This is a genomic window from Streptomyces sp. NBC_00647 (assembly GCF_045207245.1).
GTDB lineage: Bacteria > Actinomycetota > Actinomycetes > Streptomycetales > Streptomycetaceae > Streptomyces.
In genome coordinates, this window is sequence record NZ_CP109040.1 from 6,404,781 (window position 1) to 6,417,758 (window position 12,978).

Annotated in this window: 12 protein-coding genes; 9 read left to right on the forward strand and 3 right to left on the reverse strand. The window is 70.2% G+C overall.

Annotation, left to right across the window (positions count from 1 at the left end; all coding sequences use genetic code 11):
- The first annotated feature begins 23 nt into the window (after nt 1–23).
- From hutH to OG788_RS28270, 3 genes are all read left to right on the forward strand, one after another.
- Nucleotides 24–1,562: a histidine ammonia-lyase gene (hutH, locus tag OG788_RS28260; RefSeq protein WP_266765831.1), complete on the forward strand. Its 1,539-nt coding sequence runs from the start codon at nt 24–26 to the stop codon at nt 1,560–1,562.
- Nucleotides 1,563–1,780: 218 nt separating this feature from the next.
- Nucleotides 1,781–1,984, forward strand: a complete 204-nt coding sequence (locus OG788_RS28265) for a cold-shock protein (protein WP_261702157.1) — start codon at nt 1,781–1,783, stop codon at nt 1,982–1,984.
- A 135-nt stretch (nt 1,985–2,119) separates the two neighbouring features.
- Entirely contained in the window at nt 2,120–3,874 is a 1,755-nt protein-coding gene (locus OG788_RS28270; protein WP_406374276.1) for a DEAD/DEAH box helicase, read from the forward strand.
- A gap of 235 nt (nt 3,875–4,109) precedes the next feature.
- Here OG788_RS28270 and OG788_RS28275 read toward each other — a convergent pair whose 3' ends face one another.
- Nucleotides 4,110–4,862 carry a DUF2625 family protein gene (locus tag OG788_RS28275; RefSeq protein ID WP_351541329.1) on the reverse strand — a complete coding sequence of 251 codons (753 nt, stop codon included), beginning with the start codon at nt 4,860–4,862 and terminating at the stop codon, nt 4,110–4,112.
- 47 nt (nt 4,863–4,909) lie between these two features.
- Entirely contained in the window at nt 4,910–5,242 is a 333-nt protein-coding gene (locus OG788_RS28280) for a hypothetical protein (protein WP_356750329.1), read from the reverse strand.
- 89 nt (nt 5,243–5,331) lie between these two features.
- Here OG788_RS28280 and OG788_RS28285 point away from each other — a divergent pair, with 89 nt between their 5' ends.
- The 5 genes from OG788_RS28285 to OG788_RS28305 all read left to right on the forward strand — a co-directional run bounded on the left by OG788_RS28285 (nt 5,332) and on the right by OG788_RS28305 (nt 10,482).
- Nucleotides 5,332–5,697: a hypothetical protein gene (locus OG788_RS28285; protein WP_406374277.1), complete on the forward strand. Its 366-nt coding sequence runs from the start codon at nt 5,332–5,334 to the stop codon at nt 5,695–5,697.
- Between the two features lie 208 nt (nt 5,698–5,905).
- Complete coding sequence (locus OG788_RS28290; RefSeq protein WP_351541322.1) at nt 5,906–7,174, forward strand: Ig-like domain-containing protein; 1,269 nt, start codon at nt 5,906–5,908, stop codon at nt 7,172–7,174.
- 234 nt (nt 7,175–7,408) lie between these two features.
- Nucleotides 7,409–8,875 (forward strand): ABC transporter permease, encoded by a 1,467-nt coding sequence (locus tag OG788_RS28295; RefSeq protein ID WP_406374278.1) that lies wholly within the window; start codon nt 7,409–7,411, stop codon nt 8,873–8,875.
- A gap of 41 nt (nt 8,876–8,916) precedes the next feature.
- Nucleotides 8,917–9,600 carry an ABC transporter ATP-binding protein gene (locus OG788_RS28300; protein WP_351541316.1) on the forward strand — a complete coding sequence of 228 codons (684 nt, stop codon included), beginning with the start codon at nt 8,917–8,919 and terminating at the stop codon, nt 9,598–9,600.
- 111 nt (nt 9,601–9,711) lie between these two features.
- Nucleotides 9,712–10,482 carry an antibiotic biosynthesis monooxygenase gene (locus OG788_RS28305; protein ID WP_351541313.1) on the forward strand — a complete coding sequence of 257 codons (771 nt, stop codon included), beginning with the start codon at nt 9,712–9,714 and terminating at the stop codon, nt 10,480–10,482.
- 253 nt (nt 10,483–10,735) lie between these two features.
- Here the strand turns inward: OG788_RS28305 and OG788_RS28310 are convergent, their stop codons facing one another.
- A complete protein-coding gene (locus OG788_RS28310; RefSeq protein WP_406374279.1) occupies nt 10,736–11,650 on the reverse strand; it encodes a helix-turn-helix domain-containing protein in 915 nt (304 codons plus the stop codon).
- Nucleotides 11,651–11,824: 174 nt separating this feature from the next.
- Between OG788_RS28310 and OG788_RS28315 the strand changes: the two genes are divergently transcribed.
- Nucleotides 11,825–12,865 (forward strand): NAD(P)-dependent alcohol dehydrogenase, encoded by a 1,041-nt coding sequence (locus OG788_RS28315; protein ID WP_266762139.1) that lies wholly within the window; start codon nt 11,825–11,827, stop codon nt 12,863–12,865.
- Nucleotides 12,866–12,978 lie beyond the last annotated feature (113 nt).

Genomic DNA, 12,978 nt, shown 5'->3' on the forward strand with positions numbered 1-12,978 from the left:
TGCGTACGCTCCTGAATATGGATATGCACACTGTGGTGGTGGGGACGTCCGGAGTGACCGCGTCCGACGTTCTCGCCGTGGCGCGCGACGGCGCCCGGATCGAGCTCTCCGACCAGGCGGTGGCGGCCCTCGCCGCGGCCCGCGAGATCGTGGAGGCGCTGGCCGCGAAGCCGGAGCCCGTCTACGGCGTCTCCACCGGCTTCGGCGCCCTGGCGAGCCGGCACATCAGCCCGGAGCTGCGCGCCCAGCTGCAGCGCAACATCGTCCGCTCGCACGCCGCCGGCATGGGCCCGCGGGTGGAGCGCGAGGTCGTCCGCGCGCTGATGTTCCTCCGGCTCAAGACCGTCTGCTCCGGCCACACCGGTGTGCGGCCCGAGGTCGCGCAGACCATGGCGGACATCCTGAACGCCGGCATCACCCCCGTCGTCCACGAGTACGGCTCGCTCGGCTGCTCCGGTGACCTGGCGCCCCTTTCCCACTGCGCCCTGACCCTGATGGGCGAGGGGGACGCCGAGGGTCCCGACGGTGTCGTGCGGCCCGCCGGCGAACTGCTCGCCGAGGCCGGGATCACCCCCGTCGAGCTGCGCGAGAAGGAGGGCCTCGCCCTCCTCAACGGCACCGACGGCATGCTCGGCATGCTGGTCATGGCCCTCGCCGACCTGGAGACGCTCTACAAGTCGGCCGACGTCACCGCCGCGCTGTCCCTCGAGGCACTGCTCGGCACGGACAAGGTCCTCGCCCCCGAGCTGCACGCCATCCGTCCGCACCCGGGCCAGGGTGCCAGCGCCGCCAACATGCTGGCCGTGCTGAAGGGTTCGGAGCTCACCGGCCACCACCAGGACGACGCCCCGCGCGTCCAGGACGCCTACTCCGTGCGCTGCGCCCCGCAGGTCGCGGGCGCCGGCCGGGACACCCTCGCGCACGCCCGCACGGTCGCCGAGCGTGAGCTGGCCTCCGCCGTCGACAATCCGGTCGTGCTGCCCGACGGCCGCGTCGAGTCGAACGGCAACTTCCACGGCGCCCCGGTCGCATACGTCCTCGACTTCCTCGCCATCGCCGCCGCCGACCTCGGCTCGATCGCCGAGCGCCGCACCGACCGGCTGCTCGACAAGAACCGTTCGCACGGCCTGCCGCCGTTCCTCGCGGACGACGCCGGCGTCGACTCGGGCCTGATGATCGCCCAGTACACGCAGGCCGCGCTGGTCAGCGAGATGAAGCGGCTCGCCGTACCGGCGTCCGCCGACTCCATCCCCTCCTCCGCCATGCAGGAGGACCACGTCTCCATGGGCTGGTCGGCCGCGCGCAAGCTGCGTACCGCCGTGGACAACCTGACCCGCATCGTGGCGATCGAGCTGTACGCCGCCACGCGCGCGATCGAACTGCGCGAGGGGCTGACCCCGGCCCCGGCGTCGCGGGCGGTCATCGACGCCGTGCGCGCGGCCGGCGTCCAGGGCCCCGGCCCGGACCGCTTCCTGGCGCCCGACCTGGAAGCGGCGGACGCGTTCGTGCGCGCCGGCCGTGTGGTGGCCACGGTGGAGCCGGTGACCGGTCCGCTCGCCTAGCAGCCCGTCGTACGTGGGCCGGGTGTGTTCCGGCCCACGTACCTCGCCTCGCACCCTCGCCTCAGCGTGTGCTACTGTCTCATTGATACGTTTTTGGTACCCATTTACTTTGTGCGCCTGATCGGAATCCTCCGCAGGCGCGTTTTGTTTTACCGGCATCTCCGGCATTACCCGGTGCATCTCCGGATGGGGGCCCATTACCTGTTCAGGAGAACAACATGGCTACTGGCACCGTGAAGTGGTTCAACTCGGAAAAGGGCTTCGGCTTCATCGAGCAGGACGGCGGCGGCCCCGACGTCTTCGCCCACTACTCGAACATCGCCAGCTCCGGCTTCCGTGAGCTCGTCGAGGGCCAGAAGGTCTCCTTCGAGGTCACGCAGGGCCAGAAGGGCCTGCAGGCGGAGAACATCCTCCCCGCCTAGTTCGAGGCGCGCTTTTCCAGAGCCGGGTCCCGCCCCTTCGGGTGCGGGTCCCGGCTCAGCGCTGTGACAGCTCATGCAGTCGGTGAGCGCTGTGTGTGCAGTCCGTGGGGCCCAGGAAGGAAATCCAGATCCAGCATGACTCGATCCGAACGTCCCGTCCGTAAGCGGCCGGAAAACGCACGCGCCGCACAGACCGGCGGCTCCGCGAAGAGCACCGGCCGCAACACCGGCCGGGGCGCGGGCCGCGGTGGCGCCCGCAAGGTCGCCCCGCCGCAGGAGTTCTCCCTGCCCGAGACCATTACACCCGCGCTGCCCGCCGTCGAGTCGTTCGACGCGCTGGACATGCCGGCCGCCCTGACGAAGACCCTCGCGGCCCAGGGCGTCACCGAGCCCTTCCCGATCCAGGGCGCCACCCTGCCCAACTCCCTCGCCGGGCGCGACGTGCTCGGCCGGGGACGCACAGGCTCCGGCAAGACGCTGGCCTTCGGGCTCGCCCTGCTGGCCCGCACGGCCGGTCGCCGGGCCGAGCCGAGGAACCCGCTCGCCCTCGTCCTCGTCCCCACGCGCGAGCTCGCCCAGCAGGTCGACGACGCGCTGACGCCGTACGCCACCGCGGTCAACCTCCGCGTCGCCACGGCCGTCGGCGGGATGTCGATCGGCCGGCAGGCCGGTTCGCTGCGCCGCGGTGTCGAGGTGCTCGTGGCCACCCCCGGGCGGCTCAAGGACCTCATCGAGCGGGGCGACTGCGCCCTCGGCCAGGTCTCGATCACGGTGCTCGACGAGGCCGACCAGATGGCCGACATGGGCTTCATGCCGCAGGTCGTCGCTCTGCTCAACCAGGTCGAGCCCGGCGGTCAGCGGCTGCTGTTCTCGGCCACGCTCGACAAGAACATCGACCGGCTCGTCAAGATGTTCCTCACCGACCCCGTGGTGCACTCCGTCGACCCGTCCGCGGGCGCGGTGACGACCATGGAGCACCACGTGCTGCACGTCGCCGACGAGACCGACAAGAAGGCGGTCGCCACGCGGATCGCCGCCCGTGACGGCCGGGTGATCCTCTTCGTCGACACCAAGCGCGGCGCCGACCGCTTCACCAAGCGGCTGCTCGCCAGCGGTGTCCGGGCCTCCGCCCTGCACGGCGGGCGCAGCCAGCCGCAGCGCAACCGCACCCTCGACCAGTTCAAGAACGGTCAGGTCACCGCCCTCGTCGCCACCAACGTGGCGGCCCGCGGCATCCACATCGACGACCTCGACCTCGTGGTCAACGTCGACCCGCCGACCGACCACAAGGACTACCTCCACCGCGGCGGCCGTACCGCCCGCGCCGGAGAGTCGGGCAGCGTCGTCACCCTGGTGCTCCCCGAGCAGAAGCGTGAGATGACCCGCCTGATGGCGGACGCCGGCATCACGCCGCGCACCGCCCGGGTCAAGTCCAGCGACGAGGAACTCGCCCGTCTCACCGGCGCCCGCGAGCCTTCCGGCGTGCCGGTCGTCATCGAGGTCCCGCAGCAGGCCGAGCAGCCGAAGGCGCGGCCCAAGGCGCGGCGTGCCACCGGGGGCGGGGCCAGGCGGCCGTCGGTCGCCGGTACGGCCACGCGCACGGGCGGCGGGTCGGACGGCCAGGGGCGCCAGCAGCGCGGCGGACGTCCGGTCGCGGGCGGCGCGGCGGGTGGCGCGGCCACCGGCCGCCGCACGGGCGCCGGCGGAGCGGCCGCCGGCCGACGTACGGAAGGCGGCGGCGCGAGCCGTCGTACCGAAGGCGGCGGTGGCGCGGGGCGTCGTACGGAAGGCGGTGCCGCGGGCACCGGCCGTTCCGGCGGGCGCGGGCGCGCTCCGCAGCGTGGTGGCCAGAACGGCGGCCAGACCGGTGGCGGCCGCAGGGCCGCATGACGGACCGATCGGCCTCGCCGCGGCCCCGCACCCCTTTCGGGGCGCGGGGCCGCGGCATGTGCGGTCCGGCGTCCACCCGACGCCCGTCGCATCCGCGGGGTGACACACAGCGGACGTCCCGGGACACCGGGCGGGGCGAGACGGCACTCAGACACGCCCGAGCGCTTCGGGGTCCCGGTCGCGGCACGTGACCCGTCAGTCGCCGGGCGTGGACGCCGGGTCACCGCCCGATGCTTCAGACGTCGCCGAGGAAGCCCGGGTCCACCTTGTCCAGTTTCAGGCCGAAATCCCGGTGCAGGGCAAGGAGTTCGGCCAGCGGTACCGCTCGGCGGCTCGTCGACATGAGGTCGCGCCGTGCCTCCGCCGACCACAGGAAGGGCACCACGGACAGCCCTTGCGTGCCTGTCAGGGCACCGGACTCCGCCCGCCAGCCCGGCCATCGCAGCGTGTCGTAGAAATGGTCCGTGCCCTCGCCGAGGAGCCACTGGAGCCAGGCCCCGTGGCCCACTTCGAGCGCCTCCCACTTCAGTGAGTCCGGCGCGAAGTACACGACCTCGCCGGGATGCCCGGGACGGCCCACCGCCTCCGGGTCGGCGCCGTTGAGGACGAACACCCCGCCCAGCACGTCGTGGCCGACGACGAGCCCGCCGTCCCGGGGACGCCAGGCCGGATCGAACCGCTCGGGGAACTCGTTGACCTCGGCCAGCGAGGGCAGGTCCGTCGAGCCACCGGGCAGGCCCGCGGTCAGGTCCTCGGCCGGGCTGCCGTAGATCCGCAGCCACCCGCTGTCCAGCACCACCCCACCGCAGTTGAGCACCATCCCGCCCAGCCAGGACCGCGCCGTGATCTGCAGCTGCAGCAGGCTGGCGCGGCCCAGATCGGGGTCCACCGGAAGGACTTCCATGGACACCCCGCTGGCGGCGATCGCCTTGGACAGCAGGGGCCAGGCAGGTTCCTCGACGTCGGTCAGCTCGCTCAGCTCTCGCATGGCTTCCCTGTGCTGTGGGTTGACTGTCCGGAGTCCGGTCGGTGCGCTCAGTAGGCCATCGTGCGCTCGCGGCGCACGGAATACGTCACGAATCCGGCGCCGAGGCCGAGGCAGAGCGTGCCGCCGACGAGATACGGCGTCGTATCCATGCTGCCGGTGTCGGCGAGCAGGGTCTGATCACCGTCGGACTCCGTGTCCGGCGCGGTGGCCGACTCCGCGGAGATCCGTGTCGCGGTGGTGCCTGCCGGCGCGGACGCAGGCGCCGACCCGCTCGGTGTGGGTACGTCCTGGGTCGCGTTGGCGGACGGGACGAACCACAGGGCACCCAGGAGGGTCCCCGCTGCGGTGGCGGTCAGCAACGATCGACGTGCGGCGGACACGAAATATCGATCCCCTTGTGGCGCTGGCGAATTGGCCGTGTGGGGCGATGCTAATGAAAGGCGCGGGTCGTGGGAAAGTCGCGCATCGCATGGGCCGTACGCTCCCTCTCATGAGTACCCCTGAGACATCACGGTTTGTCCGACTTCGGGTCGAACTGGTGCTGGAGATCGACGACGCCGACGCCGTCACCAAGGCCGCACTGCGTCGGATCGGCGAGGACGCGGCCATGCCGGCCGACGAGCGGTCGCACGCCGAGAGCGCAGTGACGGAAGACACGGCCGAGGCCCTCGCCTATCTCGTCGACCCGTTCGACCTGGTCAGTGAGGTGCCGGGGATCGAGCTCGCCCAGGCTTCCTGGAGCAGCGAGCCCATCGACTACGACCCCGATTCGCCGGATTGGGACCTTGACGAGGATGATGCTGACGAGGACGACGAGGAAGACGTACGCGGCTGACGCGGCCTGGGAAATTCGTGACCCCGGTCGGCAACCGCCGCCGGGGTTTTCTCGTCTCCGGAGACGCATGGACCGCCTCGCGTCACTCCCGTCCCGTTGGCCCGGACGTGGCGTGGAACACACTTTGGTAAGAAGTGGAACGGGACGAACCGGTCCTGGCGTTGGAGATTCTTACGGGGCTCTCTTGTCTTTTCGGGATTCGGCAACGATGGAGAAGCGTGTGATGACGAACAGTAAGCGGCGCAAGCGTCTGATGACCGCGTCCGCACTGCTCGGCGGGGTGCTGGTGCTCTCTGCGTGCAGCGGAGGCAACGACAAGGCCAGCTCATCGGACGGCGGCGACAGCACGTCGGCGGCCAAGGTCGACGAGGCTGCGGCCAAGAAGACCTCCGAGGCCCAGATCAAGATCACGCCCAAGGACGGCTCCGACAACGCCTCGATCAACAACGGCACGGCGGTCACGGTCAGCAAGGGCTCGCTCACGTCCGTCACGATGAAGACCGCGACCGGCACCGCCGTCGCCGGTCAGATATCGGCGGACAAGAAGAGCTGGAAGCCCCTCAACCGGCTGGAACGCGCCACCACGTACAAGATCGCCGCCGAGGCCGCCGACTCCGAGGGCCGCACCGCCCACGAGAACGCGTCGTTCACGACGGTCTCCCCGTCCAACAGCTTCATCGGCAACTTCACGCCGGAGGACGGTTCCACCGTCGGCGTCGGCATGCCGGTCTCGATCAACTTCGACAAGGCGATCACCAACAAGGCCGACGTGCAGAAGGGGATCTCCGTCTCCTCCAGCAGCGGCCAGGAGGTCGTCGGGCACTGGTTCAACGCCAACCGCCTGGACTTCCGCCCCGAGAACTACTGGACCGGCGGCTCCACCGTCACCCTCAAGCTGAACCTCGACGGCGTCGAGGGCGCGAGCGGTGTCTACGGCGTGCAGCAGAAGACGGTCACGTTCAAGGTCGGCCGCAACCAGGTCTCCATCGTCGACGCCCAGACCAAGACGATGAAGGTCACGCAGGACGGCAAGACGATCAAGACCATCCCGATCTCCGCCGGTTCGCCCGAGAACAAGACCTACCAGGGCCAGATGGTCATCTCCGAGAAGTTCAAGGAGACCCGGATGGACGGCTCGACGGTCGGCTTCAAGAAGGACGACGGCAAGGGCGAGTACGACATCAAGGACGTGCCGCACGCCATGCGGCTGTCGAACTCCGGCACCTTCATCCACGGCAACTACTGGGGTGCGAAGTCCATCTTCGGCTCCGTCAACACCAGCCACGGCTGTGTCGGCCTGTCCGACACCAAGGGCGCCAACGACGCCAACACGCCCGCCGCGTGGTTCTACAACAACACGCTTCTCGGTGACGTCGTGGTGGTCAAGAACACCGGCGACAAGACCATCGCCCCGGACAACGGCCTCAACGGCTGGAACCTGGACTGGGCGGCCTGGAAGGCCGGTTCGGCCGTCTGATCTCTGGGCGCGACCCGACGATCCGGGACCGAGGCATGATCTGACGGTCCGGGACCGAGGCACCGCCCGAGGGTCCGAGACCGAGGCACGACCCGACGCCGATGCGGCGGCGGCCCCCACGGGCCGCCGCCGCATCGGCGTTTCTCAAAGGTTTCTGGGCCCGGCCACAGCCTTCTCATCGTTCTCTTATTTCGGCCTTATGCCTTCATCACACGCCGTACCTAGCTTGCGGCCATGTTCTTCACCTACCTGAGGCGCGAACTGCGCCGCCGCAGAAAGGCGGCCCTCGTCGTCGCCTCCGGGCTCGCCCTGGGCATAGCCCTGGTCATCGTGGTCAGTTCCGTGTCCTCGGGCATGGAAAACGCCCAGGGCAAGGTCCTCCAGTCGCTGTACGGGCTGGGGACCGACATGACGGTCACCAAGGCCGCCGCGCCGGCCGCCAGTTCCAGCGACCGCCCGCGCTTCAACTTCGACGCGAGGGAGAGCGGTTCCGACAAGGAGCAGAGCAGCGACCGCGTCATGGTCCAGGGCTTCCAGACCCTGGCCTCCTCGACCGTCGCCAAGGTCGACTCCCAGAACGGCGTCGCGGACGCCGTCGGCGGACTGAGCCTCCAAGTCATCCGGGTCAACGGCCAGTTCACCCGCGGTCAGTTCCAGCAGGACCCCAACAGCGGTAACCAGCAGGGTGGTCGGGGCGGCGGTGGCGCCCAGCCCTCGCCGCAGGGAACCGTCAAGGGCGGCGGCGCCGACTTCGACGTCAACAACTACTCGGTCTACGGCACCGACGTCACCAAGCCCGCCCTGGGCCCGCTGACTTCGTCGAAGATCACCAGCGGTCGTACGTTCAAGACCTCCGAGACGAACGCCAAGGTCGTCGTCGCGGACAAGTCGTACGCCAAGGAGAAGAAGCTCAAGCTCGGTGGCACCGTCACCGTCAAGAGCGTCAAGTACAAGATCATCGGCATCGCGACGCCCGACAGCGGCGACGCGGCGGCCAACCTCTACATCCCGCTCAAGCAGGCACAGACGCTCAGCGACTCCAAGAGCAAGGTCACCACGATCTACGTCAAGGCGTCGGACTCGCAGCAGATCTCCAGCGTCAAGAGCACCATCCAGAAGAACATCTCGGACACGACGGTCACCACCTCCGCCGACCTCGCGGACACCGTCTCCGGTTCCCTGTCCACCGCCTCCGACCTCGCCTCGAACGTCGGCAAGTGGCTGTCGATCGCGGTGCTCGTGGCCGCGTTCCTGGTCGCCGGCCTGCTCACCTCCTCCGCCGTCTCCCGCCGGGTGCGCGAGTTCGGCACCCTCAAGGCGCTCGGCTGGACGTCGAGCCGGGTGACCCGTCAGGTGGTCGGCGAGGCCATCGTCAACGGCCTCGTCGGCGGCGCCCTCGGTATCGCCCTCGGCCTCGTGGGCGCCTACGTCGTCACCGAGATCAGCCCCAACCTCCAGGCACAGCTGGGGAACACGGGCGGCGGCGGCCCGGGCGGCGGTCCCGGCGGAGGCGGCTTCGGCGGCCCGGCGCGGCAGACCGCGTCCAAGGCCCTCGACGTCGCGCTCACCGCACCCGTCAGCGTCAACACCATCGTCGTCGCGGTCGCCCTGGCCGTCGCCGGCGGCCTGATCGCCGGCGCCTTCGGCGGCTGGCGGGCCTCCCGGCTGCGCCCCGCGGACGCCCTGCGCCGCGTCGAATAGGCCCCGCCCCTCACGTACTTACGTATCCCAGGAGTTGCACCATGTACGAACTCAGAGGCGTCACCAAGCGCTATACGCGGGGCAAGGAGACGATCGACGCGCTCGCCGGAATCGACCTGACGATCGGCGACGGCGACCGGCTCGTCATCCAGGGCCCCACCGGTGGCGGCAAGTCCACCCTCCTCCAGATGCTCGGCGGGCTCGACCGTCCCACGGCGGGCAGTGTCGAACTCGACGGCACCGACATGGCGAAGCTGTCCGAGGCGAAACTCACCAGGGTGCGCAGCGAGAACATCGGCTTCGTCTTCCAGAGCTTCAACCTGATCCCCACGCTCACCGCCCAGGAGAACGTCGAGACCGCGCTCGTACCGCTCGGTGTGAAGACGAAGGAACGGCGTGAACGGGCCGCCGCGGCCCTGGAGTCCGTGGGGCTCGCCGAGCGGCTCGGACATCTGCCCGCCGAACTGTCGGGCGGTCAGCAGCAGCGTGTGGCGATCGCCCGCGCCCTGGTCAAGCAGCCCAAGGTGCTGCTCGCCGACGAGCCCACCGGCAACCTCGACGAGTCCATGCGCGACGAGATCATGGACGTGCTCGAAGCCATGTGGAAGGAGCACGGGCTCACCTTCATCATGGTCACGCACGACTCCTCGATCGCGAAGAAGGCCCCGCGCGTCGCGACCATCCGCAAGGGGAAGATCACCGTCAAGGAGAACGCGGGAGCGTAGCCGGGACGGGCCGCCCCCCTCCGTCCGCGACGCGGGCGGGGATATGTGCCAGGAGCGAACGGGCCACCGGAAAGAGGGCTTCCGGTGGCCCGTTCGTGTTTGTGTGGGGGCATGACCGCTTCGACAGTCGAATACATCCGTTACCGGATTTCCGAGCAGCAGTCGGCGGAGTTCCTCGCCGCCTACACCCGGGCCGCAGTCCAGCTCGCCGCGGCTCCGCAGTGCGTCGACTACGAACTCGCGCGCTGCGAGGAGGACTTCGAGCACTTCGTCCTGAGGATCACCTGGACCTCGACGGAGGACCACGTCGAGGGCTTCCGCAACTCCGAGCTCTTCCCCGACTTCCTCGCCGAGATCCGCCCCTTCATCGGCAACATCGAGGAGATGCGCCACTACAAGCCGACGTCGGTGCGTGGCCAGGGCGCCTCCGTGCCCACGCTCTACGCCTGGGCGGGCGGCGCCGAGGCCTTCACCCGCCTCACCGAGGCCTTCTACGACAAGGTCCTCAAGGACGACCTCCTCGCGCCGGTGTTCGCGGACCTCGCCCCCGAGCACGCCGCTCATGTCGCCCTCTGGCTCGGTGAGGTCTTCGGCGGACCGCCGGCGTACTCCGAGACCCAGGGAGGCCACGGCCACATGGTCGCCAAGCACCTGGGCAAGGGCATCACGGAGGCGCAGCGCCGCCGCTGGGTCAATCTGCTCCAGGACGCGGCCGACGACGCGGGACTCCCCACCGACGCCGAGTTCCGCTCCGCCTTCCTCGCGTACACCGAGTGGGGCACGCGCCTGGCCGTCTACTTCTCCGGCCCGGACGCGAAGCCGCCGGCGGAGCAGCCCGTACCGAAGTGGACCTGGGGGGCCGCACCGCCGTACCAGCCGTGATGCCCGGCCGGGCCCTGCCGGCCGCCCCGTCGCCCCCACCGGTGCGGCGGGGCGCTCACCGGGCGACGCCCCTACCCCCCGGTGCGGTGGCGGGACGACAGCTCCCGGGGCACGGCCGCGGGGCCACGCGTACCGGGGGTGACGTCCACCGGCGGTGACGTGTACCGGGGTGACGTCCACCGGCGGTGACGGGTACCGGGGTGAGGTCCACCGGCGGTGACGCGTACCGCGGTGACGCGTGCCGGAGCGACGTCTACTGGGGTGAGGAAGTGCCCGCGCGGGTCGCGTCGGTTCCCCACGAGGCCAGCAGCCGCAGCGCCTCCGCCGAGCTCGACCCCGGCTCCGCGTGATAGGTGACCAGCGCCAGCTCGGCATCGCCGACCAGCCGGAACGACTCGAACTGCAACGCGAGGTCGCCCACCAGCGGATGCCGCAGCAGCTTCACCCCGTGGCTCTTCTCCTTCACGTCGTGCGTCGCCCACAGCCGCCGGAAGTCCTCGCTCTTCACGGACAGCTCACCGACCAGCGCGGCCAGCCGCGGATCGTCCGGATGGCAGCCCGCGTCCATGCGCAGCAGACAGACGATGTCGATCGCCTTCTGCTCCCACTCCACGAACAGGTCCCTGTACTCCGGCTTGAGGAAGACCATCCGCGCCCAGTTCCGCTCCTGCGGCGGCAGCTCCGACCAGTCCCCGAAGACGGCCGCGGCCATCCGGTTCCAGACGAGCACGTCGGAGCGCCGCCCGGTGATGTACGCGGGAACGCCGTCGAACGTGTCGAGCAGCTGACGCAGGGCACCGCGCACCTGCTGCGGCCGGGCCGCCTGCTTCTTCTTGTGCTGCTTGGGCTTCGCGAGGTGCGTGAGGTGGTTGTGCTCGGCGTCCGTCAGGCGCAGCGCCCGCGCGATCGCGTCCAGCACCTCCGCCGACACATTGCGTCCGTTGCCCTGCTCGAGGCGCGTGTAGTAGGCGACGGACACCCCGGCCAGCTGGGCCAGCTCCTCGCGGCGCAGCCCGGGCACCCGGCGGTGCCGCCCGAAGTCCGGCATGCCGACGTCCTCCGGCTTCAGCCGGGCGCGGCGGCTGCGCAGGAACTCGCTGAGCTCGGCGCGCCGGTCCAGCGGGTGAGCCGCCCCTCCGGCGGGCCCCGCAGGGGGCTGTTCATCCATCCGTCCAGTATTCACCGTCGTACGCAGGCGAGCCTGACCCCGCCAGTAGTAGGACCAGCGGACATACGCAGAGCCGTGACCTGGGTGAATCCTGAGGGAGCGGGCAGGCTGGATGCCGTGCCCGACGGAAGACAGCCGGGCACGGTCCACCCCCCTCCCGAGGAGAACCCCGGCATGACCACTGTCGCCGCGTACGCCGCTCCCGCCGCCAAGGCCCCGCTGGAGCGCACCACCATCGAGCGCCGCGAGGTCCGAGAGCACGACGTCCTCATCGACATCAAGTTCGCCGGCATCTGCCACTCCGACATCCACCAGGCCCGCGAGGGCTGGGGAGAGGCCATCTTCCCGATGGTGCCGGGCCACGAGATCGCCGGCATCGTCTCCGAGGTCGGCTCCGGCGTCACCAAGTTCAAGGTCGGCGACCGCGTGGGCGTCGGCTGTCTGGTCGACTCCTGCCGCGAGTGCGACAACTGCAAGGCCGGCCTGGAGCAGTACTGCACCGGCGGCGGCGTGGGCACGTACAACGCCGTCGGCAAGGACGGCGAGCCCACCTACGGCGGCTACTCCGAGAAGATCGTCGTCGACGAGAACTACACCCTCCACATCCCCGACGGCATCTCCCTCGACGTGGCCGCGCCGCTGCTCTGCGCCGGCATCACCACGTACTCCCCGCTCAAGCACTGGAACGCGGGCCCCGGCAAGAAGGTCGCCGTCCTCGGCATGGGCGGTCTCGGCCACATGGGCGTCAAGATCGCGCACGCGCTCGGCGCCGAGGTGACGGTCCTCTCCCAGTCGCTGCGCAAGAAGGACGACGGTCTGAAGCTCGGAGCCGACCACTACTACGCCACCAGCGACCCCGAGACCTTCAAGGAACTGCGCGGCACGTTCGACCTGATCCTCTCCACCGTCTCCGCCCCGCTGGACCTGGACGCCTACCTCGCCCTGCTGCGCACGGACGGCGCCTTCGTGAACGTGGGCGCGCCCGAGGAGCCGGTCCGCCTCAACCTCTTCTCGGTGATAGGCGGCCGCAAGACCCTCGCGGGCTCCGGCATCGGCGGTATCCAGGAGACCCAGGAGATGCTGGACTTCTGCGCCGAGCACGGCTTCGGCGCCGAGATCGAGCTGATCAGCGCCTCCGAGATCAACGAGGCCTACGAGCGGGTGCTGGCGAGCGACGTCCGCTACCGCTTCGTGATCGACACCGCCACGATCTAGCGGTCCTGGCCGATGCCGCGGTCCTGATCGGCCCGGCAGTCCTGGCCGGCCCGATGCGCATGGCCTCCGGGCGCCGTTCCCGTCGTACGACCGGAACGGCGCCTTCGTGCTGC

Bases quoted from the DNA above. Each gene is read 5' to 3' on its own strand.
- OG788_RS28305 (WP_351541313.1), top strand. From the start codon at position 9,712: ATGACCGCTTCGACAGTCGAATACATCCGTTACCGGATTTCCGAGCAG.
- OG788_RS28290 (WP_351541322.1), top strand. From the start codon at position 5,906: ATGGAGAAGCGTGTGATGACGAACAGTAAGCGGCGCAAGCGTCTGATG.
- OG788_RS28285 (WP_406374277.1), top strand. From the start codon at position 5,332: ATGGGCCGTACGCTCCCTCTCATGAGTACCCCTGAGACATCACGGTTT.
- OG788_RS28300 (WP_351541316.1), top strand. From the start codon at position 8,917: ATGTACGAACTCAGAGGCGTCACCAAGCGCTATACGCGGGGCAAGGAG.
- OG788_RS28310 (WP_406374279.1), bottom strand. From the start codon at position 11,650: ATGGATGAACAGCCCCCTGCGGGGCCCGCCGGAGGGGCGGCTCACCCG.
- OG788_RS28315 (WP_266762139.1), top strand. From the start codon at position 11,825: ATGACCACTGTCGCCGCGTACGCCGCTCCCGCCGCCAAGGCCCCGCTG.
- OG788_RS28275 (WP_351541329.1), bottom strand. From the start codon at position 4,862: ATGCGAGAGCTGAGCGAGCTGACCGACGTCGAGGAACCTGCCTGGCCC.
- OG788_RS28270 (WP_406374276.1), top strand. From the start codon at position 2,120: ATGACTCGATCCGAACGTCCCGTCCGTAAGCGGCCGGAAAACGCACGC.
- OG788_RS28265 (WP_261702157.1), top strand. From the start codon at position 1,781: ATGGCTACTGGCACCGTGAAGTGGTTCAACTCGGAAAAGGGCTTCGGC.
- OG788_RS28295 (WP_406374278.1), top strand. From the start codon at position 7,409: ATGTTCTTCACCTACCTGAGGCGCGAACTGCGCCGCCGCAGAAAGGCG.
- hutH (WP_266765831.1), top strand. From the start codon at position 24: ATGCACACTGTGGTGGTGGGGACGTCCGGAGTGACCGCGTCCGACGTT.